At 53.1% G+C, this 23,180-nt stretch carries 25 protein-coding genes and 2 pseudogenes; 10 read left to right on the top strand and 17 right to left on the bottom strand.

The genetic code is table 11. The features are described 5' to 3' along the window. The first annotated feature begins 57 nt into the window (after nt 1-57). The 4 genes and pseudogenes from IM300_RS17720 to IM300_RS17705 all read left to right on the top strand — a co-directional run. Nucleotides 58-2,154: a peptidase domain-containing ABC transporter gene (locus IM300_RS17720; protein WP_063452105.1), complete on the top strand. Its 2,097-nt coding sequence runs from the start codon at nt 58-60 to the stop codon at nt 2,152-2,154. Beyond that, nucleotides 2,151-2,900 (top strand): hypothetical protein, encoded by a 750-nt coding sequence (locus IM300_RS17715; protein WP_063868711.1) that lies wholly within the window; start codon nt 2,151-2,153, stop codon nt 2,898-2,900. The genes IM300_RS17720 and IM300_RS17715 overlap by 4 nt, the downstream gene beginning before the upstream one ends. Before the next feature lie 6 nt (nt 2,901-2,906). Then, entirely contained in the window at nt 2,907-4,157 is a 1,251-nt protein-coding gene (locus IM300_RS22865) for an HlyD family secretion protein (protein WP_023298992.1), read from the top strand. Between the two features lie 81 nt (nt 4,158-4,238). Beyond that, a pseudogene (locus tag IM300_RS17705) lies at nt 4,239-4,371 on the top strand (Txe/YoeB family addiction module toxin); the annotation flags it as partial. 2 nt (nt 4,372-4,373) lie between these two features. Here the strand turns inward: IM300_RS17705 and IM300_RS17700 are convergent. From IM300_RS17700 to IM300_RS17670, 7 genes are all read right to left on the bottom strand, one after another. Beyond that, nucleotides 4,374-4,865, bottom strand: a complete 492-nt coding sequence (locus IM300_RS17700) for a type VI secretion system tube protein TssD (protein ID WP_193037624.1) — start codon at nt 4,863-4,865, stop codon at nt 4,374-4,376. A gap of 1 nt (nt 4,866) precedes the next feature. After that, nucleotides 4,867-5,139: a hypothetical protein gene (locus IM300_RS17695; protein WP_193037623.1), complete on the bottom strand. Its 273-nt coding sequence runs from the start codon at nt 5,137-5,139 to the stop codon at nt 4,867-4,869. After that, nucleotides 5,114-5,635, bottom strand: a complete 522-nt coding sequence (locus IM300_RS17690; protein WP_193037621.1) for a DUF2778 domain-containing protein — start codon at nt 5,633-5,635, stop codon at nt 5,114-5,116. The genes IM300_RS17695 and IM300_RS17690 overlap by 26 nt, the downstream gene beginning before the upstream one ends. Nucleotides 5,636-5,894: 259 nt before the next feature. Beyond that, nucleotides 5,895-6,983, bottom strand: a complete 1,089-nt coding sequence (locus tag IM300_RS17685; protein ID WP_193037619.1) for an AAA family ATPase — start codon at nt 6,981-6,983, stop codon at nt 5,895-5,897. 147 nt (nt 6,984-7,130) lie between these two features. Continuing rightward, on the bottom strand, nt 7,131-8,090 hold the full coding sequence (locus IM300_RS17680; protein WP_063452108.1) for a DUF523 and DUF1722 domain-containing protein: 960 nt from the start codon (nt 8,088-8,090) through the stop codon (nt 7,131-7,133). 102 nt (nt 8,091-8,192) lie between these two features. Continuing rightward, entirely contained in the window at nt 8,193-8,603 is a 411-nt protein-coding gene (gene uraH, locus IM300_RS17675) for a hydroxyisourate hydrolase (RefSeq protein WP_193037617.1), read from the bottom strand. 99 nt (nt 8,604-8,702) lie between these two features. After that, nucleotides 8,703-9,428 (bottom strand): MerR family transcriptional regulator, encoded by a 726-nt coding sequence (locus tag IM300_RS17670; RefSeq protein WP_063868720.1) that lies wholly within the window; start codon nt 9,426-9,428, stop codon nt 8,703-8,705. 117 nt (nt 9,429-9,545) lie between these two features. On the opposite strand from IM300_RS17670, the gene IM300_RS17665 reads away from it, so the two are divergent. Next, on the top strand, nt 9,546-10,070 hold the full coding sequence (locus tag IM300_RS17665) for a lipocalin family protein (protein ID WP_063452111.1): 525 nt from the start codon (nt 9,546-9,548) through the stop codon (nt 10,068-10,070). 1 nt (nt 10,071) lies between these two features. Here the strand turns inward: IM300_RS17665 and IM300_RS17660 are convergent, their stop codons facing one another. Genes IM300_RS17660 through IM300_RS17635 form a run of 6 tightly spaced genes read right to left on the bottom strand, consistent with a single transcriptional unit; the run spans nt 10,072 to nt 16,108 of the window. Further along, nucleotides 10,072-11,079, bottom strand: a complete 1,008-nt coding sequence (locus IM300_RS17660) for a fimbrial protein (protein WP_193033083.1) — start codon at nt 11,077-11,079, stop codon at nt 10,072-10,074. Continuing rightward, nucleotides 11,079-11,597, bottom strand: a complete 519-nt coding sequence (locus tag IM300_RS17655; RefSeq protein WP_193037615.1) for a fimbrial protein — start codon at nt 11,595-11,597, stop codon at nt 11,079-11,081. The genes IM300_RS17660 and IM300_RS17655 overlap by 1 nt, the downstream gene beginning before the upstream one ends. Next, complete coding sequence (locus IM300_RS17650; RefSeq protein WP_193037613.1) at nt 11,588-14,113, bottom strand: fimbria/pilus outer membrane usher protein; 2,526 nt, start codon at nt 14,111-14,113, stop codon at nt 11,588-11,590. Before IM300_RS17650 ends, IM300_RS17655 begins: the two co-directional genes overlap by 10 nt. Nucleotides 14,114-14,133: 20 nt before the next feature. Continuing rightward, the gene (locus tag IM300_RS17645; RefSeq protein ID WP_063868727.1) at nt 14,134-14,814 is read right to left on the bottom strand and encodes a molecular chaperone; all 681 of its coding nucleotides are present in this window, start codon (nt 14,812-14,814) and stop codon (nt 14,134-14,136) included. A gap of 52 nt (nt 14,815-14,866) precedes the next feature. After that, entirely contained in the window at nt 14,867-15,451 is a 585-nt protein-coding gene (locus tag IM300_RS17640) for a fimbrial protein (protein WP_112792086.1), read from the bottom strand. A 54-nt stretch (nt 15,452-15,505) separates the two neighbouring features. Beyond that, on the bottom strand, nt 15,506-16,108 hold the full coding sequence (locus tag IM300_RS17635; protein ID WP_063868730.1) for a LuxR C-terminal-related transcriptional regulator: 603 nt from the start codon (nt 16,106-16,108) through the stop codon (nt 15,506-15,508). An 835-nt stretch (nt 16,109-16,943) separates the two neighbouring features. Here IM300_RS17635 and IM300_RS17630 point away from each other — a divergent pair. From IM300_RS17630 to IM300_RS17615, 4 genes are all read left to right on the top strand, one after another. Beyond that, nucleotides 16,944-17,732, top strand: coding sequence for a winged helix-turn-helix domain-containing protein (locus IM300_RS17630; RefSeq protein WP_107534385.1), 789 nt, complete (start codon nt 16,944-16,946; stop codon nt 17,730-17,732). A 1-nt stretch (nt 17,733) separates the two neighbouring features. Further along, nucleotides 17,734-18,213 carry a hypothetical protein gene (locus IM300_RS17625; protein WP_064910040.1) on the top strand — a complete coding sequence of 160 codons (480 nt, stop codon included), beginning with the start codon at nt 17,734-17,736 and terminating at the stop codon, nt 18,211-18,213. Nucleotides 18,214-18,566: 353 nt separating this feature from the next. Next, entirely contained in the window at nt 18,567-19,337 is a 771-nt protein-coding gene (locus tag IM300_RS17620) for a GlxA family transcriptional regulator (RefSeq protein WP_226842352.1), read from the top strand. Nucleotides 19,338-19,385: 48 nt separating this feature from the next. After that, complete coding sequence (locus IM300_RS17615) at nt 19,386-19,841, top strand: GNAT family N-acetyltransferase (RefSeq protein ID WP_193037611.1); 456 nt, start codon at nt 19,386-19,388, stop codon at nt 19,839-19,841. Here IM300_RS17615 and IM300_RS17610 read toward each other — a convergent pair. Further along, nucleotides 19,831-20,859 carry a virulence RhuM family protein gene (locus tag IM300_RS17610; RefSeq protein ID WP_193037609.1) on the bottom strand — a complete coding sequence of 343 codons (1,029 nt, stop codon included), beginning with the start codon at nt 20,857-20,859 and terminating at the stop codon, nt 19,831-19,833. The two genes, IM300_RS17615 and IM300_RS17610, sit on opposite strands and share 11 nt — an antisense overlap. A 58-nt stretch (nt 20,860-20,917) precedes the next feature. After that, on the bottom strand, nt 20,918-21,259 hold the full coding sequence (locus IM300_RS17605; protein ID WP_193037607.1) for a SymE family type I addiction module toxin: 342 nt from the start codon (nt 21,257-21,259) through the stop codon (nt 20,918-20,920). Nucleotides 21,260-21,384: 125 nt separating this feature from the next. Here IM300_RS17605 and IM300_RS17600 point away from each other — a divergent pair, with 125 nt between their 5' ends. Further along, nucleotides 21,385-21,576: a toxin-antitoxin system HicB family antitoxin gene (locus IM300_RS17600; RefSeq protein WP_064489764.1), complete on the top strand. Its 192-nt coding sequence runs from the start codon at nt 21,385-21,387 to the stop codon at nt 21,574-21,576. Nucleotide 21,577: 1 nt separating this feature from the next. On the opposite strand, the gene IM300_RS17595 is transcribed toward IM300_RS17600, so the two are convergent. Both IM300_RS17595 and IM300_RS17590 read right to left on the bottom strand, forming a co-directional pair. Continuing rightward, nucleotides 21,578-22,606: a DUF262 domain-containing protein gene (locus IM300_RS17595; protein ID WP_193037605.1), complete on the bottom strand. Its 1,029-nt coding sequence runs from the start codon at nt 22,604-22,606 to the stop codon at nt 21,578-21,580. Then, nucleotides 22,606-23,180, bottom strand: a pseudogene (locus IM300_RS17590) (SIR2 family protein); the annotation flags it as partial. The gene IM300_RS17595 and the pseudogene IM300_RS17590, both read right to left, overlap by 1 nt.

Below are 23,180 nucleotides of genomic sequence, written 5' to 3'. Positions count from 1 at the left end.
CGTTGTACGCATGGCCCGCATTGCCGGGCCATTTTTTTATTTCAGCCACGGATCACTATGTTTTCGCTCTTTCAGTATAAAAAACAGGGTAAGACCCCTGTTATTCGCCAGCATGAATTTACCGAATGTGGCCTGGCCTGCCTGGCGATGGTGTTGGGGCACTACGAACACCATGTCTCCGTCAGTCAGCTGCGCCGGGAGATTTCCGTTTCCGCCGATTCGGGAACCTCAATGGCGGAATTGTTGACCCTTGCCAGCGATAAAAATATGTCTGGCCGGGTGCTTAAAGGCGAAATCACTGAAATAGAAACGTCTGAGCTGCCGCTCATCGCCTTCTGGCGCGGTAACCATTTCGTGGTCATCGTGAAGATCGACAGCCGCAGCGTGACCGTCCACGATCCCGCCAGCGGCGTGCGTCGTTACCGCCTGAAAGAGGCGGAAAAACTCTTTTCCGGCTATGTGCTTGAGCTTAAGCCCACGCCGAGCTTCGAAAAGAAATCTCCGGATGAAAAGCTCACGCTTGGCCGGTTAGCCAATAAATCTCCGAGCCTGTTCCAGCGCCAGCTGCTGCTGTTTGTGCTCTGTATTTTTACCCTTATCACCATGCTGGCGAGCCCCACCTACGTGCAGCTGATAATGGATGAGGCCATTTCCCGCAGCGACAGCGATCTGGTGATCCTGCTCACCGCGATCTTCGCTATCGTCTTTATCTTTGAAGTCATCGGTAAATTCCTCAAGCAGCTGCTTGAGATCCTGATGCGCAACATTGCCTATGACGATCTAAGCCAGTCCGTGCGGCACTACATGCTGCGCACCCAGACCAGCTGGTTCCGCTCGCGCCCGCCGGGCATCGTGCTGGCTATTGAAAAATCGCTCCACGCCTGCGCGGAGTTCATCAGCAATGGCTACGTACAAATTCTTTTTTCCAGCCTGATCGCCGTGACCAGCCTGCTGTTTATGCTGCTGTATAACGTCAAAATTGCGGTGCTGACGATGCTGCTGATGGGCGTGTTCTTCCTGATCCGCTTTTCGCTGATCGGCCCCTATCAACGCGCCGTGGATGACTCCATCGAGCGTACCGCCCAGTATGAATCTCTGCTGGTAGAGACGCAGAAAGGGATCATTACGCTCAAGGCGAACAATATGGAGCAGGCCCGGGACGCGGTGATGGACAAATCCCAGCGCGAACACATCGCCGGGCTGATGCGTAAAGAGCGGCTGCTGGCCCGTTTTGACGTGGCTTCGCTGCTGGTGATCAATGCCGAGCAGCTGCTGGTGGTCTGCTTTGGCGCGTGGCTGATCCTGGAAGGGCAGATGAGCATCGGGATGCTGTACGCCTACATCAGCTACAAGCGCTATTTTTCCGATGCCATGGTACAGGTGGCGCAGAAGCTGCTCGACAAAAATGCCCTCAAGGGACCGCTGGATCGCGTGGGCGATCTGCTGTATGCCCCCTCTGAAACCAGCCAGTTTGGGAAGCGGATTGTCACCTCGCCGGTCTGTCTGCAATTTGAGGATGTCTCATTTGCTTATCCAGGCCGGGAGGCCACGCTACAGCATATCAACATGACCCTGAAGCAGGGCGAAGAGGCGGTGATCGTTGGCCAGAGCGGGTCCGGGAAAACCACGCTGCTGCGTCTGATCTCCGGTATGCTGCTGGCATCGTCAGGCACGCTGCGGATCAATAAGATCCCCATTGAGGAGTGCGATCTCTCCTCGCTGCGCCAGCACATCCGCATCGTTCATGCGGACGATATTCTCTTCACCGGCTCGATACTGGACAACATCGCCTGCTTTGACAGCGCGCCGGATAAAGAGCAGGTCATCGCCGCGTGTCGGCTGGCGGAAGTGGACCACGTCGTCGCCCGTCTGCCGCACGGTTACGAAACGGAGATGCTGCCGGGGAACACCTTTTTCTCGGCCGGGGAGATGCAGCGTCTGGTCCTGGCGCGCGCCCTGTACAGCCAGCCTAAGCTACTGCTCTGCGACGAAGTGACGGCGAACCTGGATAAGACCACCGCGCAAAAGGTGCTGGCGAACCTGCGTAGCCTGGGGATTGGGCTGGTGTTTGTCACCCACTCGCCGGACGTGGTGGGCTGCCATGGTCGTCTCTATACCATGGAAAACGGAACCCTGCGGGAGAGTGCGCCATGATGTTTCTGCCGCGTCTCTATGCCCGACTTTGCGCACGCCAGGCCGGACGCACCTTAATGGCAAACCGGATTGCGCAAAACTATAGCCAGTTTATGCCGTGCCCGGAGACCGATGTGCCGGCTGATTTTCTGCATCAGAACGCCCATGAGCTGAGCGGGTTTAACTTCGTGGAGCAGATTTTCCCGCCCGCGCTGTGGGCGCGCAACGTTCGCTTCGATCTGCATGCGTACGTGGCGCAGTGGACGCAGGAGCAGGGGTTTTACAGTTCGCCTCGCACCCTGCTTCTGGGCATGCGCTGGGCGGGCTTTGGCCTGATTATGGATGCGTTGCTCGCCACCGCGCCAGACGACGTGCGCTTTCAGTTTATTACCCGTCACCCTGCGCTGCACAAGCTGATGGCCGCGCACGACGGACGGCGCGCCGGCTCGTTTTTCGCCCCTCAGCGCCTGGTGACGGTGCTGCTGATGGATGAACGCCTGCCGGATGCGCCGCTGTTCCCAATTCAGGCAGGCGATCGCAAGGCGTGGTTAACGGACGTCTCCACGCGGTTTTTATCGCGCTATGGCTACAGCGTCCGAACGCTGCTGCCGGTCTGTTCGCTGCACGCGGTAGAGTTTGGGCTGGAGAGCCAGGCGTATGTGCCAGAGGATTACCGTCTGGCCGCCGCCGACACGCTGAACGCGCTGCGCAAAACCCCCACGCTCTGGAGTGGATGGGACGATCTTTCAGTGATTTATCATGGATGACATATCGTGAAATTAAAAAACCGAAGCCGACAGCGTCGGGCGCTAATCCCGCACCACTTCTCAAAAAGCTATCAAATCAACGCGCCGCGGCTGAAAACCGTGCTGACGCTGTTCATCGCCTTTTTTCTCTGCCTGCTGGTCTTTGCGATTGCTTTCAACTTTTCGGAAACCACGCTGGCACGCGGGGTGCTGATCCCGGCGCAGGGCGATGTGGAAGTGCGCGCCAGAGAGTCCGGAACCCTTGTTGATTTTGCCGTCCGGCCCGGCCAGTACGTGAAGGAAAACGATCCGCTGTTCACCGTGTCGCAGGACTATGGCGGCAAGCAGGGGTCGGTGGTGCAGTTTGACCGCCAGCAGATGGAAGCGGAGAAAAAGCGCAGCGAGCAGCGCATTCAGGCCATTGAGGATTCTATTGCGTCGTACCGCAAAAACCTGGCGCAGCAGCTGGCTCTTACCGACAAGCAGATAGCCGTTTCTCGCGATAAGGTGAAGAAGCTGCGCGCGCTGCTTAAAAACAGCACCGACACCTACGAGGCGTGGAAATCCGTCTCCGGGAAGGGCTATGTCTCCAAAGTGGATCTCGATAAAAGCCATAACGATGTGCTCAACGCCCAGCTCAACCTGACGCTGGAGGAGAGCACTATTCTTGAGCTTGAGGCACGCAAAACCAGCCTGACCGACAGCACCCAGTCGCAAATTGACTCGCTGAGCGAAGAGCAGCTGTACGTGAAAAACCGCATCAGCGAAATCGATCGCAACCTGTCCAGCCGGGGAAGTTCCACCATGGCTATGCTCGCCCCTTCGGATGGCTACGTGGTGGCGATTAACTTCCCGCCAGGCCGGGCCATTACGCAAAACAGTGAGGTGGTGGTGGTGATCCGTAAAAATACCGCGGCGACGATGGAGGGGTATCTGTATGTTCCGGCAACGGGAGTGGGGCGCGTGGCGAAAGGCGATAAGGTTAAGCTGCGCTTTGACTCCTGGCCCGTGGACAAATACGGTTCGGTGGAGGCAACGCTGTCCGATTTCTATGAGGTCAATATTGATGCCCATTCGGCGCTGATCCCGCTACAGGAAGGGCAGAACTACTACCTGGCCAAGGTGCGCGTCCCCTCCTGGTTTACTGACCCGGACAAGAAAAAGCGCATGCTGATGGGCGGGATGACGGTGAACGCCGATATCGTTATCGATCGTAAGCCGCTTATCAATCTGCTGATTGCACCGCTGGAAAGGGTGCGCAAGCGGTTTATCGATTGACCCGATTTCATCGATTATCGCCCTTTAGCCCACATTCTTAACGGCGTTATGAGTTAAAGCAAAGCGTCGTTCGAGTGAATCGGCAAACCAGAGCCATTAAAGCATAGCCTTGCTGGCTTCTGGTCTCGCCGAATCACTTCTGAGCATCGCATGGTCTTTTTAGGCCACCACGGAAGAAGCAATCCTAAAAGTTATGTGCCGTTATCATTATTAGATTTACGCTGTCGCACGCTCGTTCCACGCATCACTGTGCTGGATGTTCCCATCAACAATGCGCCAGGTGATCTTCTCATACTGTAAGCTGACGCTTTCGACGTGGTTAATTTTATCGTTCGCCGCGATTTTCACGTTAGGCACGCTACAGTTAACCCCGGTCACTTTCACGTTCTCCATAAAGACGGTGTAATAGCAGACCTCCTGACCAGCATCGTTAATATGATAAAACTTTATTTCTGCGCTTTTCAGCGCCTGGCCAGTGGCGGCTGCTTTATAAAGATAAGGGGTAGAGCTATCCACCTCCTTTTCGATCCTCATAGAAGAGTGCTGACGTGTGCCGGTAATCGCTCCGTTTGCGCTGTTTACCGGAAGATTGATACCGTGACTTAAACCGATTATCTCAATGCTTCCTTCGCGGTCCTGGACATCTACTGAGCCTTTGATATCCGCGCCGCCGTCGTCTTTAAGCCACATATAGGGAGGGATGGGCATATTATTTGTTCCTTATTTTATTGAATAACTTCATTGTTAATTGGTAGAGCATCGTTGTAATAAAAAGGATGGCTATCAGCCCAATAAAGGTATAAACCTCATAAAGAGCGTCCTGACCTATCTCGCCCGGGCCATAAAACACTTCACCAATCCGATGTGCTGTTTCATAGTCAAACCAAAATTCAGCTGGGCCCAAAGTGCGACCGACGGGGAAGGACAACGCGACGAAGTAAATCGTCTTCACAACTCTACGTACAAGTTTTTGTAAAGCCACCGTCAATCACCTCGATCCATCCCCTGGCCATAAGAGAACGCATGCAGGGGACTTGCATTGGCGTTGTGTTCATCAAAGCATCTCTGATTATCCCGTAATCAGAGTTATGAGCGATTGTGATGCAGCCCTCGGAGATTGTTCCCGGGTGAAGCCTGAATAGACCTCGATGAACGTGATCGACCCATGTTCCATCGTCTATACCGAAGTCATCCTTGTATAAAGCAAACCACTCATCGCGGTTAAACTCTGCACCGTAAAAATAACGATTGACGATGTCTTGTGATTTCGCTTTCACCCATGAGAAAAGTCCGCCGCTTCCACGCTCAATAATCCAGTATTTGCCGGGTGGCAATGGGCCTAGGGTGGGGATGGCTGCGCAACTGGCATTATTTCTATAGGTGCCCTGCCCGGAGTGGGCCATAAACACACCCACCCCATAGAGGTTAAATGGCGCATAGTCTGCTCCGTTAAGTATCAACGTTCCATTCAAAGCCATATTTACCAGCCTTTCCTCTCACCTTTCGATTCGATGTTCGGCATTGGGTCACATCCTTCCATCAAGTATGTCAATTCGCTCCAGCGTATGCCCGCTGCCCGCATGGAAGGTGAAACTGGATCATGTTTAGGCTCAATCGATGTCCTTTTAAGACATTGACCAGGCAAATTTTAACCACAAGAAAGAGTAAACCCATGAAGCTTTTAGAAAAGCATCGCGTTAAAACCAATTCTCTCAGCACTACCGTTGAGGATGGCAATTACCCCAGCCGCTCCATCCTCGTCTCCCCCTCCACCATCGACAGCTGATACAGCGAAAACGAACGGTGCTTCTCAATCAACTGCGCCAGCTCCGGCGAGTGGCTGGTGAGCCAGATCTGCGAGTAGCGACTGGCTTCGGCAATCAGGCTCGCCAGGGCGGGCAGCATCTGCGGGTGCAGGCTGTTTTCCGGTTCGTTAAGGGCGATAAAGGTTGGTGGGCGCGGGCTGAGCAATGCCACCGCCAGGCACAGAAAACGCAGCGTGCCGTCGGAAAATTCAGCCGGTTCCAGCGGTCGGCTCAGGCCCTCGCGCTGCATCATCATGCGAAAGCGTCCGCCGGTGTTGTCGCTGTAAAACACGCAGCCGGGGAAGGCCTGGTCGAGAATGCGCATCAGCAGCAGCTCGTCGCCGATTTCGACAATGGTCTGAAACGCGGCGGCAAGGTTCGCGCCGTCGCTGGCCAGCACCGGCGAGCGGAAGCCCACCTGCGGCGCACGTATAGCCGAGCCGGACGAAACGGAAAATTCATGATAAAAGCGCCAGTTACGCAGGGACTCGCGCATCTGCGACACTTCGGGGTAGAGGTGCGGCTCGCCGAGCTGCCCGAACACCGACTCGTTCTCATACAGCGTACCGCTGTGGGTCACTTTTTCGTGATGCACGTTGTTCAGGAAGACCGCCTGATTCTTACGCTTCATCAGCTGTGACGACGGACGACGGTGCTGCCCGCTCAGCCAGATGGACTCCTCTTTGATCACCGGGTCGAGCTGAAACTGTGACGGATAGGGCAGCTTTTCCACGAACCCGACCTGGAGCTCATATTCATACGTTTCCGTTTCCACCGCCAGGTTCATGCGTCGCAGCTGATCGCTTCGGGTTTTTCCCGCCCAGAATACCTTCAAAATGCCGCCCTCGTTCGCCAGCGCCTGAGAGAATTGCCCCTGCGCCGCGCTGTGCATCAGGTAAATCGCTTTATAAATATTGGATTTTCCCGTGCCGTTGGGGCCGAACACGATGTTGAGCTGCTCCAGCTCAAGCGACATATCGCGAATCGAGCGGTAGTTCTGAATATGCAGGTTTTTGATCATCGGGGTACTCCGCTGTGCAATCTTAACCTGTACAGAATTACAGTATTTTGCGTTGAGCGCAAAAAAAAAGACGACAGTGAGGGTGTCGTCTAAACGGGGTACAGCTTTGGGCCTCTGTGGGTCAATGGGGCCTTCGCTTCTTTCTCATCAGGTAACGGCCAGACGCAGACCCAAATCATCAGGATAGGGATCAAAGTAGTTTTGCGTCATCAGATACCGGTCAGGGTATTCAGCCAGGTAATGCTTCAGCAGCGTCAGCGGCGCGAGGATCGGCAGCAGGCCGTCACGGTAATGCAGGATCACATCACGCAGTTCTCCGCGCTGGCGGCTGTTCAGCTGGTTACGGAAATAGCCCTGAATGTGCATCAGCACGTTGGTGTGGTTCTTCCGCGAAGCGGGTTTTTTCAGGATCGTCATCAGCTTGTCGCGATACGCCACGAAAAACGCGTCCAGATCGTCCCACTCATGCAGCGATGCCACGAACGGGCCAATTTCACGGTAGCCCGCCTGATGGTGCGCCAGAAGCTGAAGCTTATAGCGGCTGTGGAAGTCGAGCAGGGCCCGGCGCGTCACGCCATTTTTACGCAATATGTTCAGTTCATGCAGGGCGAAAACGCGCTCTACAAAGTTTTCCCGCAGCACCGGATCGTGCAGGCGACCATCTTCTTCGACGGGCAGCCAGGGGAAAGTGTCAAGGAGGGCGGCGGTGAACAGCCCGACACCCTCCTTGCGGCCCCGGTTGCCGTTTTCATCATACAGCCGCACGCGCTCCATGCCGCAGCTTGGGGATTTTGCACAGACGATAAAGCCCGACAGATCGCCGATTTTCGGCAGATAATCCGCTGTGAATGCGGCCATCTTCTGCGTGACGTCATCATGCGGCGCTTTGCTAAAACGCATTTCTGTCTCGCCGCGGGTGGTCATCACCAGACGCAGCGCCGGACGAGGCGTTGGCAGGCCAATCGCCATTTCCGGGCATACCGGACGGAAAGTGACCCACTGAGCCAGCTCATCCATCACAAAGCCCATACGCTTATGCCCGCCGTCAAAGCGAACGGCGGAACCGGTCAAACATCCGCTAATACCCAGCACAGGTTTCGTTGTCATGGTGTGCACCTCCCGATCTCATATCTAAAAGTTACACAACAATGCGAGTTTGTCCAAGTATTGGCGAGATTATTTTTTAATCTGCTTTAAAATCAAGGGCAATCAGCTGCCCTTGTAGGTCGAGTAACCGTACTGGCTGAGCAAAAGCGGGATGTGCAGTTTTTCGTTGGTGCGGGTGACGGTGAACAGCACTGGCACTTCCGGGAAGAAGGATTCCAGCTTTTTACCGTGGAAGTAATCTGCGGTTTTGAAGGTCACTTTATACACGCCAGGCGCCATATCCTCATCCTGCGGATAGAGCGATTTGATGCGCCCGTCGTGGTCGGTTTTACCGCTGGCAATCTGGATCCACTTGTTCTGCTCCTGCTTCTCCAGCGTGACGGTTACATCCGCAGGCGGCATACCGGTTTGCTGGTCCAGAACGTGCACGCTCAGGGTGCCTGCCGGGGCGCTGAACGCGGCAGGAGCAAAAGCCATTGAAGCCAGCATCATCAGAGGGAGTGTCTTTTTCATCGTGTTTTCCTGTTAAGTTGTGGTTGACAGGAAAACGTTAGCACTCGCTGCGCGAAAAAATATTCAACTTTTCGTGAAGATTGCCACAGCAGAAAATAATCAGAGGATAATGACCTCAAGGGAAACCTGCTGCTGCCACTGCGCAACCTGCTTTTTCCGTGCGGCGTTAAGCTTGCCGCTGGTGACCAAAAGCCATTTGCGGTCCGGGAAAATTTCCGGGGCCAGCGCGGCAGGGGGAACCGGCAGTATGTCGATGCGGTGGCCCTGGCCGGTGCGCGTTAAGGCTTCAAGCCAGATCTCACACGGGTCGTTCAGATACCAGCCGCTGATGAGAATGTTATCGCCCGGCGCTTTTTTATCGCCTTCAAGGCAAAACGAGGTGTAGGCGATGAGGATGCCGTCGAGGATCTCACGCAGGGTCATGGCGGCGGCAACGTTGGCTGACATCTGGCCGCGTAGCGGACGCAGCACGTTAGCCACCAGCTCTGGCCGCGGGTATTCGCGCCCGGCGTCGTAAACCATCTGACGCAGGGATTCGATTTTTCCCTCCTGCAATTTTTGCAGCATGGCCTGTTGCAGGGTTTGCCAGTTATTGGCGCGGCGCGGAGCAGGGCGTTCCAGCAGGGATTTTACCTGGCCGATGGGAACGCCTTTTTTTACCCAGTCGAGGATTTTCAGCGCCTGCTGAACGTCCTCATCGCTGTACAGGCGGTGGCCGCCGTCCGTACGCTCGGGCTTGAGCAAGCCATAGCGTCGCTGCCACGCCCGGAGCGTGGTGGCGGTAATGCCGCTGAGTCTGGCGAATTCGCCGATGGAGTAAGCCATGTCTGCATCCGAAGAGGAGGAATAATCTCAATATACTACGAATATTTCCCGACGGGATGAAGCGCCGCATTGGTGCACTACACTTAACATCCAACCGCGTAAATGAAAGGAGCTCTCATGAGGCTATGGCCTGTTGTCACTGGTGTCGCCATTGCGCTGACGCTGGTTGCCTGTAAATCTCCCACGCCGCCGAAAGGCGTGCAGCCCATAACCGGCTTTGATGCCAGCCGCTATCTCGGCAAATGGTATGAAGTCGCCCGACTGGAAAACCGCTTCGAGCGCGGTCTGGAACAGGTTACCGCGACCTACGGCACGCGCAGCGACGGCGGGATCAGCGTGCTTAACCGCGGCTACGATCCGGTGAAGAACAAGTGGAATGAGAGCGAAGGTAAGGCGTACTTTACCGGCGAACCCACCACGGCCGCGCTGAAGGTGTCGTTCTTCGGCCCGTTCTACGGCGGCTATAACGTGATCAAGCTGGACGATAAGTACCAGTACGCGCTGGTCAGCGGTCCGAACCGCGACTACCTGTGGATTTTATCGCGTACGCCGACCATCCCGGATGCGGTAAAACAGGACTACCTGAACACCGCACGCGGTCTGGGCTTCCGTGTCGATCAGCTGGTGTGGGTTAAACACTGACCTACTGGTACGAAAATGTAATGCTCGCCAGGGCGTTAGCCGAGCCGGGGACCAGCTCTCCGGTTCGGATGTACTGCGCCTGGAACGGCAGCGACAGCGTTTGTGCTGCGCTGGTGGTCTGGATGAAAAACTGTCCCGTCGTGCCTGCGGCCGAGCTGTCCGGCCCCATCATCAGCGGCCCGGTGCCGTTATAGAAGAACTGCACGCCAATGCCGGAGGCCGTGGAGTCCCCGGTCAGCGTCACGACCGACGAGGTATTTGACGGCGTGGTCTGATCGGTCATCACGGCGTTAACCGCCACGTTCTCATCGCAGGTCAGGCTGACGTTAAATTCGCCCGACGGCGAGGTGCTGCCTACGGTGGGCAGCGTGTGAACGTCAATGGTGCCCAGTTCGACGTTGGCGCTTTTCGTTCCCACCGTGCAGCCGCTTGCCGTCACCGTGATGGTGGTCGGGTTGATGATTACCTGTGCGGTTTTCACTTCGTTGTTATAGGCCGTCAGGATCGCCGCGTTAATGGTTGGGGTCTGGTATACGCCGGATTTCAGCGGAACGCCGGTCTTGATAAACGTCACTTTTGCCGACCAGCCCAGTGTGGTGGCGTACCCGTTTGTCCCCTCGGCCGGATAGCTCTGCGTAATGCCCGCCTGCATCGGGACATAGGTCGTCCCGTTATAATCTTTAAGCCCAAGAATGAAGCCGATGCCGGGCACGCCCGTTTCAAATACCATGTAACTGGCGCCATCGAGAATCACCGTGATGCCGGTGGCCGTTACGCTGCTGCTCGGCTCCAGCGTTCCTTTGGAGCAGGTAAATACCAGGCCGCACCAGAACACTTCCGATACGCTCGCGCTTGCACTCCATTCAGAGCCGATCGTCTTTCCGGGCACGATGGAATCTGCCGGGCCTGACCAGGCCATGGGCGTGGGGGAAAGTGTGATATCCGATGTCCAGGAGAGGGCAAACGCCTGAGACGTCATGAATAACAGGGCTAAAAACAGTAAACGCATTATTGGTACTCCGTCGTCCAGGTCGCCACTGCCGAAACGTCTCCGGCATTGACCGGCGCACCCGTGGCGGCCAGTCGCGCATAGAAGGTCATTTTTACGCTGTCATCCCCCGCCGCACCGTAGGCGGTGGTCTGCGTGTCCAGCGGGATGAGCTCGCCGTCTTTATCCAGAATCTGCACCGCCACGCCGGTCGCGCCACCGTCAGCAACTTTCAGAAGCTGCGGGTTTTCGTCATCCGGCATGCCGCTGAAGCGGATTTTCACGCCAGCAAAGGTGGGACCGCACGCTTCCAGGGTGAGCGTGAAGGGCGTTTTAACAGGGCTGACCGCACCCGCCTCGCTAAACTGTTTCATGCCGACGGTTCCGAGCGGCACGTCTTGTTCCTTTGAATCTTCCGCGACAATGCAGGTATTGCCGATCACACTGCCGGTCACGGAAACCAGCACGTCATAGCCGCGCACGGGGACGGTGATGAACAGCAGCAGGATCAACGGGAGGAACCGAAGGGTTACTGACATAGAACCTCCTGGGAATAAAGCCCGGTGCGGGCGTGATAATTCTGCGGGTTCAACGCATAGTGGATCGTGCAGCGCTGGGTGCTGTTGCGCCCCCACACGGCACGTAACGTTCCCTTCGCGGACAGGCCGGTCAGATACACGCTGCCGCCATCGCCGACGATACCGCTGGCGTTGTCATCCTCTGACGAGACCAGCGTGCCGAAGGGGAGCACGTCCCTGGCGTGACGCACGATAAACATCGCTTTTGCCCCCTGACGCGTGGTGAGGGTGGCGCGAACCAGCGCCCCGTCGGTGGGTATTTTATTGGCGATGGCGTTCTCAAGCTCCACGTCATTGCCCACGGTGGTGACATCCAGCGCAACCTGATTGACGCGATACGGCGTGGCGTACGGGATCACCGCATAGCCCCGGCTGTCGGTTTTGATGCCCTTTTGGTTGAGCACAGCGACGTTGCTGGCGCCCGGGGCTTTCACCAGAATATTGGTGTTGCCGAGCGGCTGGCTCAGCGTCAGGCCATCCTCATGCAGCACCGCAGCGCCGCTCATTCCGTAGCTGAGGTTGCGGGCGTCGCCGGAATAGCTGTAGCCCAGGTTGTAGTCTCCCCACGCGCCCTCGTATTGCAGCGCGGCATCGCCGCCGTAGTGCTGCTGCGCGCTGTAGCGCTGGTTGACGCTATAGAAAAGATCTTCCTGTCCCGGCAGATAGCCGCTTATGCCCGTACTGGCGGTGGTGCCGGCGGGATCCGCATGGGTGGTGGTAAAACGAAGGCGGGTCGACAGCGCCGGGTTACCCAGCGGTACCGACAGGGATAACGCCAGGATGTTGTCTTTCTTGTTGTCGTACAGGCTTGCGCTACGCTGGGCGCTGATGCCAAGCGACAGGTTACGAAACGTTGCGTTCCACGCGAACTGCAAGCTCTGCGTGGTTTTTGACGTATTCCAGTAGGTTTGTTGATCCCATGACAGCGACAGCGCCCCGTATTCGCCCATCGGCTGTGACAGTAGCAGCTGATTTTTTGCCTTACGCGACATATGCAGGTTGTAAACCGTGTCGTAGCGGGTGGTGACGGTGCCATCGTCTTCCACGGTCTGTTCTGGCGCTCCGCCCGTCATGCCTTTGTAAGCGGTATCGCTGAGGGTATAAAACCCTTCCGTTGAATAACGCAGCGAGAAGAAATTAACCCGCGTACCGGTATCGTTCAGCAGCTTGCTATACCGCAGGCGCACCGAGTCACCGGTGTAGCGCTGATTATCGGCCAGCTGGCTCCGGGCATGGGTCAGGTCGAGGGAGTACGCGCCAAAGCGGCCGAGATTCTGCCCGATGCCGAAGGCCAGGCCGTTGTAGCGATCGGAAAACTGCGCCCCGCCATAAAACGTGAGGCCATATCGCCAGCCGAGGAACAGCTCACCCTGCGCGAAGGAGGGCGACTGCTGATTGCTCGTCGGACGGTATTTCCCCGCCTCCAGGGCATATTTCATCTGGCCGTTACGCACCAGATTCGGCACGCTGGCAAAGGGCAGGGTGTATTGCGTCTGGCTGCCGTCGCTCTCCTGAAGGGTGACTGCAAGATCGCCCCCTGAAGAGGTCGGATAGAGATCTTTCAGCACAAACGCGCCCGGCGGAACGGAGGTTTGATAGATGATGTTACCGTTCTGGCGAACCGTCACCGTGGCGTTGCTGCGCGCGATGCCACGCACTTCAGGCGCGTAACCGCTCAGGCTGGCGGGCAACATGTTGTCATCGGTCTTCAGGGCGATGCCACGCAGGCCAACGGCGTCAAACACCTGAGATGACGTGAACGTTTCACCGGCATAAGCCTGAGCACGCAGGGCGCGAATATCCCGCTGTAGCCAGGTCTGCACGTGGGTAAGCTCGTGTCTCCCTTTGGTCCACGTGGTGAAGTCACGCAGCCGCCATGCGCCCAGGTTGGCGCCGCTGTTGAGGCTCACGAACAGCTGTTGTTCCCGCGTGCGCGTCTCGCCCCGATACGCATTATTCGCCCCATTGACCACGTAGTTCAGCCACGCGGCAGTGATGCCGGATTCCCAGCTCGCCGGGTTGACGTACCCGCGCGGCAGAGTGCGCATCGCGCTTTGGGGTACGGTGAAGTTGAGGGTAAGCGTCCTCTGGTCAAAATCAAACCGGGTATCGGCGAACGACTGGGTTAAAAAAATGCAGCGCTGCGCAGGCGACAGCTCCCCCCCTTTCGCCTGACGGCTATCGATGCCAAGTGCGGCGAATTGCGCAGGCGTCAGGCACGGCAGGGCTTCACCGGAGGTATTTTCAGCGGCGCGAAACGTGACGTTACCTGTGAACGCGAACTGGGTGTTGATGTACACGTTAAGGTTGTACTCGCCCGGCGGCAACGCGCTCCCGGCGTTGACCCAGGCGAGGTCGGCGCTGTTTGCCTGTTCGCCGTTAAGAAACGCAGGATTAAAGTGCAGCTCGCTTTCGGCAGCCACGGCTTGCCGAATCACCAGGGCGATCGCCGTGGCGCACAGGATTTTTATTTTCATGTGGTCACGCCTTACCGTTTTTAGTATTGGGACAACGACGTGCGGGTGACGGGCGTCCAGGCCCCATAATCGTTAATGGTCTGGTAGCTCAGGCTGCTCGCCTGGCTGAAGGTGTCTGCCAGCGTCACGCTGGCTTTCGGCGGCACCATGACGGGCGACACCGGCCTGCCATCAATTTTCAGGTTAATGGTGGTGAGGTAATACGGCGTTGGGTTGGTCAGCGTGACTTTCCCCGCGCGGTATGCGCCAGCAAGGTTTTTCCATGCCTCTCCTGCGCCTTCCCGGAGCGACTCAGGGCGATAAAAGACCTTGATGCGGTTGGCTGAGGCAAATTGCAGTGAATTGCCGGAACCGTTTTTAACCTGCTGTGGGATGGCTTTGACCGTCATCCAGTACAGCGTTTCGCGATCGTCTGGCAGGGTTTTGCCGCTGAACATGATTTTCACCGCGCTTTCGCTGGCGGGCTTCATAACGTACAGCGGCGGCGTGATGACGAAGTCGTGCGTACGGCTCCCTTTCTCGTCTTCCATCCAGGACTGGATCAGGAAAGTGGCATCAGGATGGGTATTTCTTACCTGCATCATCGTCTGCGTCGTCGCGCCTGCGTAGACCAGCCGCGTTGCGCCCAACCCCACGCCGCCTGCATACACGGCGGATGAACATAACGTGCCAGCCAGACAAATCCATGTGTTTACGCGCATTGTGCATCTCCTGAAGCTGAGTCAGACCCGACCAACAGGCCGGGCCTGAAGATCACGAATAGGTCACGGTGTAGGTAGCGACCGCGCTGGCATCACCCGCCGTGGCATTGCCCTGCGGTGAGTAATATTTCGCGCTGAAGTTGAGGGTGTTTTCCCCTTTACGCAGAGGGATGGCTGCTGCCGGTTCACCCAGCCTAACGACGTTGCCCTGTTCGTCATAAAGACGGATAGCGACATGCTGCGCCGAGCCGGCACCGCCGTTTACGCCCGCGGCCAGGCTATTCACATCGGTGCTGTCCGGCGTACCGGTGAAGGTGATAGCCACGGTCGTTGCGGCAATGGGGTTCTGTTCCGTGGAAGCGGAGGTATCGGCGATTTCGCAATCCTCCAGCGTGATGGCGAAGGTTTTTGCGGTACTGGCTTCACTGCCTGCGGCGGCAAGCGTTGCGGTACGCACTTCACCCATGTCGACGTCAATATTGGCGCTGCCGGCGCTGATGGCGCAGGCGGAGGTCACCACTTTACCGCTGAAGTTGACCGTGCCGCCGCTGGTGGTGGCGGCCAGTGCTGAGCCCGCTGGCAGCAGGGCGGCAATGCTTAATGCCAGCAGAGAATGGCAAGTAAGGCGTGCTTTCATTTCATAGTTCCTTGGTTTTTTTTTATTACGAGATTTGCTCTGAAAGCGGCAGGTCTAACTGGTTAAAAAGACCAGCAAATCTGTCTTATTCCTGAGCCCGAGTTTTCTTATTGCTGAGCTTTTTAAGGCGCTCACGCGGCGATAAGAAAGTTTCTCCAGTTCTGCGATGTAACGTATATCCAGTCCGTTCCTGAGTTCCTTTAATACCCTCCTTTCTCCTGGCGTCAGCGATAACGCCGCTGGCTGCTTTTGGGGCCGATAATGGCTATCAACCATTTTTGCTAGCTTCATCCGCCACTGATAAACCGTGTTCTGTAGCGAGATATAGGCATCAATATTTTCCCGGACCCATAACAGACAATGGGCAGAGGTGGAGTACAGGCAGATAATCACCTCGGGATGTGCGGCCTTGATTTTTTTTAAATATTTCAGGGAGTCATACCCTGTATGATATTTCTCTGCGCCTGATATAAATAAGATATCGATACGAATCGACGACAGTACCTTATCCAGTTCGTGATAACCTCCTTCTACGATATTGATCTGAAGGTCATCGCGAATGCTGCTTAATAACGTTTTAATGCCATTTCTTGCATAATGATCGCCGCCCATCAGTGCAACTGTAATATGCTGTGTTATTTGGGTAGTGTGCGTCATGTTATCCCCTCGATTTATAATAGTAATCAGGCGAATTATATACAGCGTTATCGCCAGTATTCTCGAAGCAATGACGTATTGCATAGTGTAGGCCTACTATACGTCGGCCAATAAAGAGGTAATCTGAATTAATCTAAAATTGTATTAATTACTAAGATCGAGACCGGTTACGACGTTTCCCTCTGATTGGTCTTATTCCGCTTCGCTTTCTGTAAATTATGATAACCGCAATTTTTCATGAAAATTTAGCTTTGATAAATGTTTTGTAAGGAGTTTGTCTTCTGGTGTCAGTGCGGGTGTGAAGTTGCTGACGGGGAATAACAATTTACGAGTGTTATCATCGATAAAAACTGATGAAAAGGTGGTTGGATAGTATACGAAAAGGTTGAAAGTTATTGATATCACACAGGTTAAGAAAAGTTAAGCCTTCAGGGTGCTGAATATTTCGGACACAGATGTCCGTGGCGTACAATCTTTTTTTATGTAGGGATTCGTCAATGTCAAGAGGCGAGCCGTGCACCAAAAGGCGAGGTTCTGAATATTGAGATGCTGCCGGTAGTCAGATAATTCTCGTGAGCGAAAATTCACTTCATAAAAGATCATAACGGGAGAGGATGCTGATGCGGCGGCTCTGCAAGCCGCATTCTGCAAGGGTTGAGTACTTATGCAGGTTCAGTGAAGCTTAAGAGAAGCAATATAAAATAGGATTTTTCGCCAATTGCTGAGATATACAGCGTGCCGTTAATCAGTCACATTGATCCCGACGCGACTGTCATCACATACATGCGGTGACTCAGGTTCAACATATGTTAACCGGAGAATTCATACTGCCCCTATGCATAAGCATTACATAATAAATAATATCGTCGAATTTCATCCTGCGGCCAGCACGTTACGTGATATCAACAATCCTGACCGCGTGGTTGTGTTAAATTCGCCAGCAGGCCGATGCCTGTTGCTATTAATCGACAGAGCAGGGTCGATTGTCACTCAGCAAGAGTTCCTGGATATTGTCTGGCAAAGCCGTGGCATGCTTGTCTCCTCCAATACCTATTACCAGAACATCTCAATCCTGCGTAAAGGGCTCAAAAAGATTGGTTTTGAAACTGATCCTATCGTTACCATTCCTCGCATTGGATTGACGCTGGCAAGCGATACGCAAATAACCGTCAGAGAGCCTTCGCCTGCCGCGGCTCAACCCGTTGATGAACAGTGCGTGGAGGCACCGGCGTTCGAGGAGGCGTCAATAACTCCCGCGCCAGCAGCCCCTGTTGCTAAAAAGCACACGCGCTGGATGGCTGTGGTCATAGGGTTATTGCTCGTGCTGGCGGTGGCAGGCGTGACGGCGTATCTGAACGCCAGGGAAAATCGTTTTGTTGAGGACTACCGCTTCGCGGCATCCATCGGCGCCTGTCGCGTTTATCTTGCGAACGACATCCAGACCCACGCTGAACGTGCCTCCGCGCTGACCTATGTGGAGCAATTCAAGGCTGAATGCGCGCAATACCCCTGGGTTTACATCAGCTGGTACGCTCTGCTGCCCCGTGCGTCGGTTATTCGCTGCGATCGGCCGATGAAAGAACCGAACCGCTGTATATCTGATTATTTCCTGAAGGATAGCTAGCATGACTCGTTTTCGGCAGATGCTGTACCTCATTGCGACGTGCCTCGTCACGGCAGGCGTGCTGATGGGCTATTACCTGTGGCACCGTTCCTATGTTCAGCCTTTCTCATGCCAGGCTAATCTGGTACAGCACCATCCGGATGAGACGCTGACGGTCTGGCTGAATTATAACTTTGACGGGAAATTCGGCACCCTGAGCATGAATGCCCGCGCGCAGAGCGATCCGGGTAAAACCATCGACAGAAAAATTTCCTTCCGGGTGGAGCGAAAGGATCACCTGTATTTGCTGACGTCAGAAAAAAACATGACCTTCCCGGACGATAATGTCGAAGACCGCTGGCTGGAAAAATACGAACCACAATTTTTTGTGTATCCAGGAAAAAGTATTTATATGCGTATCAATGAACAACATAATGGTAACTATATCTTTACGTTAGGAACATTACCGACATATGTGTGCCGGGGAACAAAAAAAGAATGATATAAACGAGAAAAACAGTATATTTTCCTCCCGTCTCATTTATGCTTGATTTAAAATATCAGGATTACCTTAGAAATATAAAGTGCGACATCTCATGTTGCGATAATGTAATTAATTTTAAATTTGGCAAGTAAATGAAAACTGTATTTGACTCTCCCGATGGGGGGAAATCAGTACCGGCAAAGTGTCTGCATATTGGGTTGTTATTATGGCCCCGTTATTCACTTCTGGCGGTATCTGGATTGCTGGAAGCGCTGCGTTATGCAGCGAAAGCGCAGGATAAATTAGCATTTAAAATCAGCCTGATAAGTGAGTTTCCTGATATCCCGATTATCAGCAATGCGGGAATAATCATGAGACCGGATTCCCCCCATGCCCCGCCGGAAAGTTTTAACTACCTTGCGGTTATCGGCGGCGAATTGCAGTATCTGGATTTAGGGTATCGGGGAGATAAAGCATATCTGGCGTATGCCCACCATGTCGGCGTTCCGCTTATTGGCATTGGCACCGGCAGTTTTGTCCTCGCGCAGGAAGGATTGCTGAATGAACGAAGAGCCTCTATACATCCTTTCCACCTGGACGCGTTTCGACAGGCATTCCCGCTGGTCTACGCTGAGCAAGGGTATGACTTTATTGATGATGGCGATGTGCTGACCTGCCCGGGCGGCATTTCCACCCTGACGCTGGCAACTGAGCTTATCCGCGCCCATGCCGGGGATGATATCGCCAGCACCACCTGCCAGCGTTTGTCGCTCGTCCCGCATGAAATTGCCACCCCCCGCCCGGCGAATCTGGCGCTGATCCCCGACTGCCGGCTGCGTCGCGCCGTCATGCTGATAGAACAGTTCCTGACCCGGCCGCTCACAACCGCCGGGCTTGCGCGAGAAGTGGCACTAAGTGAACGCCAGCTTAACCGGCTGTTCACCGCCGAGTTTGGCAAAACGGCCCGCGAGTTTATCCGCAGCGCCAGGCTGCGCTATGCTTGCTGGCTGCTGAAGAACTCACAGCAAAGCGTGACGGATATTGCGCAGCGGATGGGGTTCAGCGACTGCGCGCATTTTATTCGTCATTTTCAGATGGAGTATGGCTGTACGCCTGGCGTGTGGCGCACGTCGCAGAGCTGATTTTTATTACGTTGCCGCTCCGAAACTCTACTCAACCGGAATTTGAACATGAAAATAGAAGCTGCACACCCCGCACAATTTGAACGCCTCGTCGCCGTCTGGGAGTCGTCCGTTCGCGCCACGCATCTCTTTTTGCTGGAAAGCGATATCGCGGCGCTGCGTCCGCTATTGCTTAATGCCTATTTGCCTAATCTCACGGTTGTGGTTGCACGTGATGAAGTTGGTGTTATTCACGGCTTTTTAGGCGTAGATGAAAATCGTATTGAAATGCTGTTTGTGGATGATGCAAGCCGGGGGAAGGGCGTCGGGAAAATGCTGCTGCAATATGCCATCGCAGAATTTGGCGTAAATGAAGTGGATGTGAACGAGCAGAATCCGCAGGGCGTCGCGTTTTATAGACATATGGGGTTTGAGCAGGTCGGGCGTTCGGAACGGGACGGACAGGGAAATCCGTTTCCGCTGCTGCATATGAAGTTGAGCAGAGATACCGGGATTAGCGCTTAGCCTGTTTATCCCATTTTAATAAGCCGACGATATCTTTCTCACCTTCGGCTTCTTTCAGCAGGCGCTGCTTTTTTTCAAACTCAATGTATTCTGAGCACGCCTTTTCATCAGCCGCTTTCTTGCTGATTTTTCCTGCGCCCTCTAAAACGTCCCGGTCATTAAATTGCAGGAACTGATCGAGCTTGGTTTGCCAGTCCCGTAAAAATACCTGCTTGCGGCGTTTGGCCTGATCTTCAGCAAAATCGAGCCACATATTAACGACGCGATTGAGTTCGCTCACCTCATCCTGAGACAGATAATTTTTTGCGGTGGTGACATCGCTTTTACGGACCTCTTCGCCTTTATAGCTGGTCAGCCCCATATGCGGTTGAGTGGCGTCCGCACGTTTGTGAATCAACTCAGCAGCGGTGAGTCCCGTGCAGGCAAAATGCAGTTTATTCTGGATGGTCTGAAAGAATTGCGTGGTTTCTTTGAGTGACGGCTGATAATCCGCGGCTAATGCGAAAATCTCCCTCACGCGAAGATAGACCCGGCGTTCGCTGGCTCGTATATCGCGAATGCGTTCCAGCATTTCATCGAAATAGTCAGGGACTGCGGAAGATCCCACAGGTGGATTTTTCAGGCGCTCGTCGTCCATAACGAAGCCTTTAACCAGGTATTCCTGGAGCGTTTGGGTGGCCCACTGGCGGAACTGTGTGCCTCGCGTGGACCGGACTCGATAGCCGATGGCGAGAATGACGGGCAGGCTAAAGTATTGAACGTTATATACTTTACCATCGCTGGCAGTTGTTCGGTAAAACCGAACAACTGAATTTTCGACCAGCTCACCCTCATCAAAAATATTCTTGATATGCCCGCTGATCGTAGCTTTGGCTTTGCCGTATAACTCACAGATCGTGGCCTGTGAGAGCCACAACGTATCGCTTTCGAAGCGGCATTCAATGCGAACTTTTCCATCCTTGCTGGCAAACATGACAAACTCACCGGCTGGTGAATTAATTAATTCTTCATATGTCATGCTGCCTCCGCGTCATAAGGTTGATGCCTGTAAGCTCGTAGTATGCCAGAAACAGCCGCTACGCCAGGTGGTTTGTATTTGATTTTGCGAGGTGCTTTCCAGGAAGCTGCGTTTGAATCGCTGCAAGTGCGTCCTCTATCTCAGTGAGCTTTACCTTCGTCCGTTTATAATCATCCTGCAACCTCTGCTCCTGCTCATTATACGCCACCAGAACGATGCACCCTTTCATGACCTTTACCGTAACCTGCTGTCCGGTATCAAACCCCGCCGCGCGCAGCCACTTTCCGGAAAGGATGATTTTTGGCGTAGATTTGTCGTAAACATTCGGGCGGTATCCCACAATTAACGAACGCTCGGTTCCGGATTGGTCGGTGTCTGGGGTAGAATGCGAATCAGCCATAATCAACTCCTTGATAGTTGGTGTGGTTAGACGCTCCGGTTGTGTTCCCGCACTTCGGAGCGTTGCTAATACAGGAGGATTAGGTGGCCTCCTATGTGTGTCAGAGTAGATGGATAGGTGGCCTCATGTCAATCATATCGCGCGAAAAAAAACCAAAAGGCGGCGGGCAGTCTCCGCAGTTTAAGATGCGTATTGATCCGGCACTGAAGGAGCAGTTGGATGCTGTGGCGGCTGAAGAAGGGGTGAGCCTCGCCAGTTGGTTGAAGGAACTGGCGAGGGAGGCGTTAAGAGCAAAAAACATTGAACCTCAGGGGTAAACTAATTATCTAAAAGACTGATTAGCACCTCTATTCGTTTGTTCCTTTGTGATTTGCTTTTTGTACTTGAACTCATTGTTTTGCGGTATTCTTTTCGCAATTCTTCATTATCATTATTACCTTTGTCCCACAGACTATCAAGAAATCTTTTAAGAACATCTGAAGCGTATTCAACAGGTATACCATTTTGATGACAGTGAATTACGTAATTAAAGAACCCATAAAGATGGCTTACGCCATTAGCTTTATAAGCCTTGAAGTCGATATTCATTTCTTGCAAATAGGAAGTAACATTTATAAATTCCTGTAAGGCCGGAATATATAAATCCTGATCCTGAGGGCAATATTTCTCATATAGTTCATCTATGATATCTTGTGTTGCTCCAAATACCTGGTTTTCAAGAAGGGTAAAAACAAGTTCAGAGATAAATTCTTTATCTTCCATCCTTTTTTTATCTACATGGTTTAATGTTTTCTGCCAAAAAGGTATTTGAGACAATTCGACAACGCTTTGATAGAAATTTGTTTGGTGATATTTGGCGTTTCTAAGCTCTTGACCATTTAAACGTTCTCCATTTCGATTTAAACGATCAAAAATGCTGTCAATTATTTTTTCATCTTCAGTATCAATATATTCTATCGGCATTTGATAGCGCCAAAATAGTTTCTTGATTTCAGCATATTTCTCATTGCCAAGATCTTCAAATGATACTCCAGTTAACTCATCATCATTTTCCTCACTTGCAGAAATAATAATTCCTTTGATAAAGTTAACAATTGCAGTTAAACGCTGTTTACCATCTACAACTTCGAATGTTATTCTTCCAGTATCATCATCAATTTTCTGATGCAAAAATATGGGTGGTATAGGATAATTTCTAAGAATTGAATCAATGAAGAAAGATTGTTTCTCTTCATCCCAAACGCTATCTCTTTGATATGGAGGGTCAAAGTTGAATTTATTAAGAGAATAACCTTCCCAGAAAGAGGCAATATTTATGCTATTGGAATCTCGCTTCAAAATATCCATTAGACTAACTCCTTCAAAATATCGGAGGATGAGTGATGTATATAACTATTAAAAACCATACCTAAAATAGCGCTTAACCCTTCAACATTACCCGGGTTAATCATTCTTACATTTACATCGCTATTTAACTCTCGGATTATTTCATCAATTTCAGCCCGATCAACATGCCAGTATGATATCCCGCATATGAAGAAATCATCTTTTTCTTTAAATTTGCTTATGGAGCCTTTTAAGTGGGATTTTATTGAGTTAGCCCAGTTTTGAGCATATCGATGGGCTTCACCTGCTGGGGGTATTATCGGGATTAGAGGCATGTATAAGCTTAAGTTATCATATTTAATTTGAAACTTTGATATATCACCGTTGTTCAATGAAAGTTCTGTCTGAATATTATAGTTATCTTTAGGCATGTAGCCTTCATAGATAAAGCTAATTGAACCATGTGGTTTATAAATTTTAAACTTCGCATCATTTTCTTGAATTCCAGGTATTGAGAATCGGATGTTAAGTTGATCTAAAATTCTTTCGAGAAAAATATCATAATTATAAGTTATGATCTCGACTGATTCTATGG

It is taken from the genome of Enterobacter cloacae complex sp. I2 (assembly GCF_014896205.1).
GTDB lineage: Bacteria > Pseudomonadota > Gammaproteobacteria > Enterobacterales > Enterobacteriaceae > Enterobacter > Enterobacter quasihormaechei.
The sequence above is the reverse complement of the archived record's forward strand: the minus strand, read 5'-3'. Positions and strand labels throughout refer to the sequence as shown.

Bases quoted from the DNA above. Each gene is read 5' to 3' on its own strand.
- IM300_RS17605 (WP_193037607.1), bottom strand. From the start codon at position 21,259: ATGGCTGATTCGCATTCTACCCCAGACACCGACCAATCCGGAACCGAG.
- IM300_RS17595 (WP_193037605.1), bottom strand. From the start codon at position 22,606: ATGGATATTTTGAAGCGAGATTCCAATAGCATAAATATTGCCTCTTTC.
- IM300_RS17715 (WP_063868711.1), top strand. From the start codon at position 2,151: ATGATGTTTCTGCCGCGTCTCTATGCCCGACTTTGCGCACGCCAGGCC.
- IM300_RS17685 (WP_193037619.1), bottom strand. From the start codon at position 6,983: ATGATCAAAAACCTGCATATTCAGAACTACCGCTCGATTCGCGATATG.
- IM300_RS17680 (WP_063452108.1), bottom strand. From the start codon at position 8,090: ATGACAACGAAACCTGTGCTGGGTATTAGCGGATGTTTGACCGGTTCC.
- IM300_RS17625 (WP_064910040.1), top strand. From the start codon at position 17,734: ATGACTCGTTTTCGGCAGATGCTGTACCTCATTGCGACGTGCCTCGTC.
- IM300_RS17665 (WP_063452111.1), top strand. From the start codon at position 9,546: ATGAGGCTATGGCCTGTTGTCACTGGTGTCGCCATTGCGCTGACGCTG.
- uraH (WP_193037617.1), bottom strand. From the start codon at position 8,603: ATGAAAAAGACACTCCCTCTGATGATGCTGGCTTCAATGGCTTTTGCT.
- IM300_RS17655 (WP_193037615.1), bottom strand. From the start codon at position 11,597: ATGTCAGTAACCCTTCGGTTCCTCCCGTTGATCCTGCTGCTGTTCATC.
- IM300_RS17620 (WP_226842352.1), top strand. From the start codon at position 18,567: ATGAGACCGGATTCCCCCCATGCCCCGCCGGAAAGTTTTAACTACCTT.
- IM300_RS17690 (WP_193037621.1), bottom strand. From the start codon at position 5,635: ATGGCTTTGAATGGAACGTTGATACTTAACGGAGCAGACTATGCGCCA.
- IM300_RS17630 (WP_107534385.1), top strand. From the start codon at position 16,944: ATGCATAAGCATTACATAATAAATAATATCGTCGAATTTCATCCTGCG.
- IM300_RS17650 (WP_193037613.1), bottom strand. From the start codon at position 14,113: ATGAAAATAAAAATCCTGTGCGCCACGGCGATCGCCCTGGTGATTCGG.
- IM300_RS17635 (WP_063868730.1), bottom strand. From the start codon at position 16,108: ATGACGCACACTACCCAAATAACACAGCATATTACAGTTGCACTGATG.
- IM300_RS17700 (WP_193037624.1), bottom strand. From the start codon at position 4,865: ATGCCCATCCCTCCCTATATGTGGCTTAAAGACGACGGCGGCGCGGAT.
- IM300_RS17670 (WP_063868720.1), bottom strand. From the start codon at position 9,428: ATGGCTTACTCCATCGGCGAATTCGCCAGACTCAGCGGCATTACCGCC.
- IM300_RS17645 (WP_063868727.1), bottom strand. From the start codon at position 14,814: ATGCGCGTAAACACATGGATTTGTCTGGCTGGCACGTTATGTTCATCC.
- IM300_RS17610 (WP_193037609.1), bottom strand. From the start codon at position 20,859: ATGACATATGAAGAATTAATTAATTCACCAGCCGGTGAGTTTGTCATG.
- IM300_RS17660 (WP_193033083.1), bottom strand. From the start codon at position 11,079: ATGCGTTTACTGTTTTTAGCCCTGTTATTCATGACGTCTCAGGCGTTT.
- IM300_RS17600 (WP_064489764.1), top strand. From the start codon at position 21,385: ATGTCAATCATATCGCGCGAAAAAAAACCAAAAGGCGGCGGGCAGTCT.
- IM300_RS17615 (WP_193037611.1), top strand. From the start codon at position 19,386: ATGAAAATAGAAGCTGCACACCCCGCACAATTTGAACGCCTCGTCGCC.
- IM300_RS17640 (WP_112792086.1), bottom strand. From the start codon at position 15,451: ATGAAAGCACGCCTTACTTGCCATTCTCTGCTGGCATTAAGCATTGCC.
- IM300_RS17720 (WP_063452105.1), top strand. From the start codon at position 58: ATGTTTTCGCTCTTTCAGTATAAAAAACAGGGTAAGACCCCTGTTATT.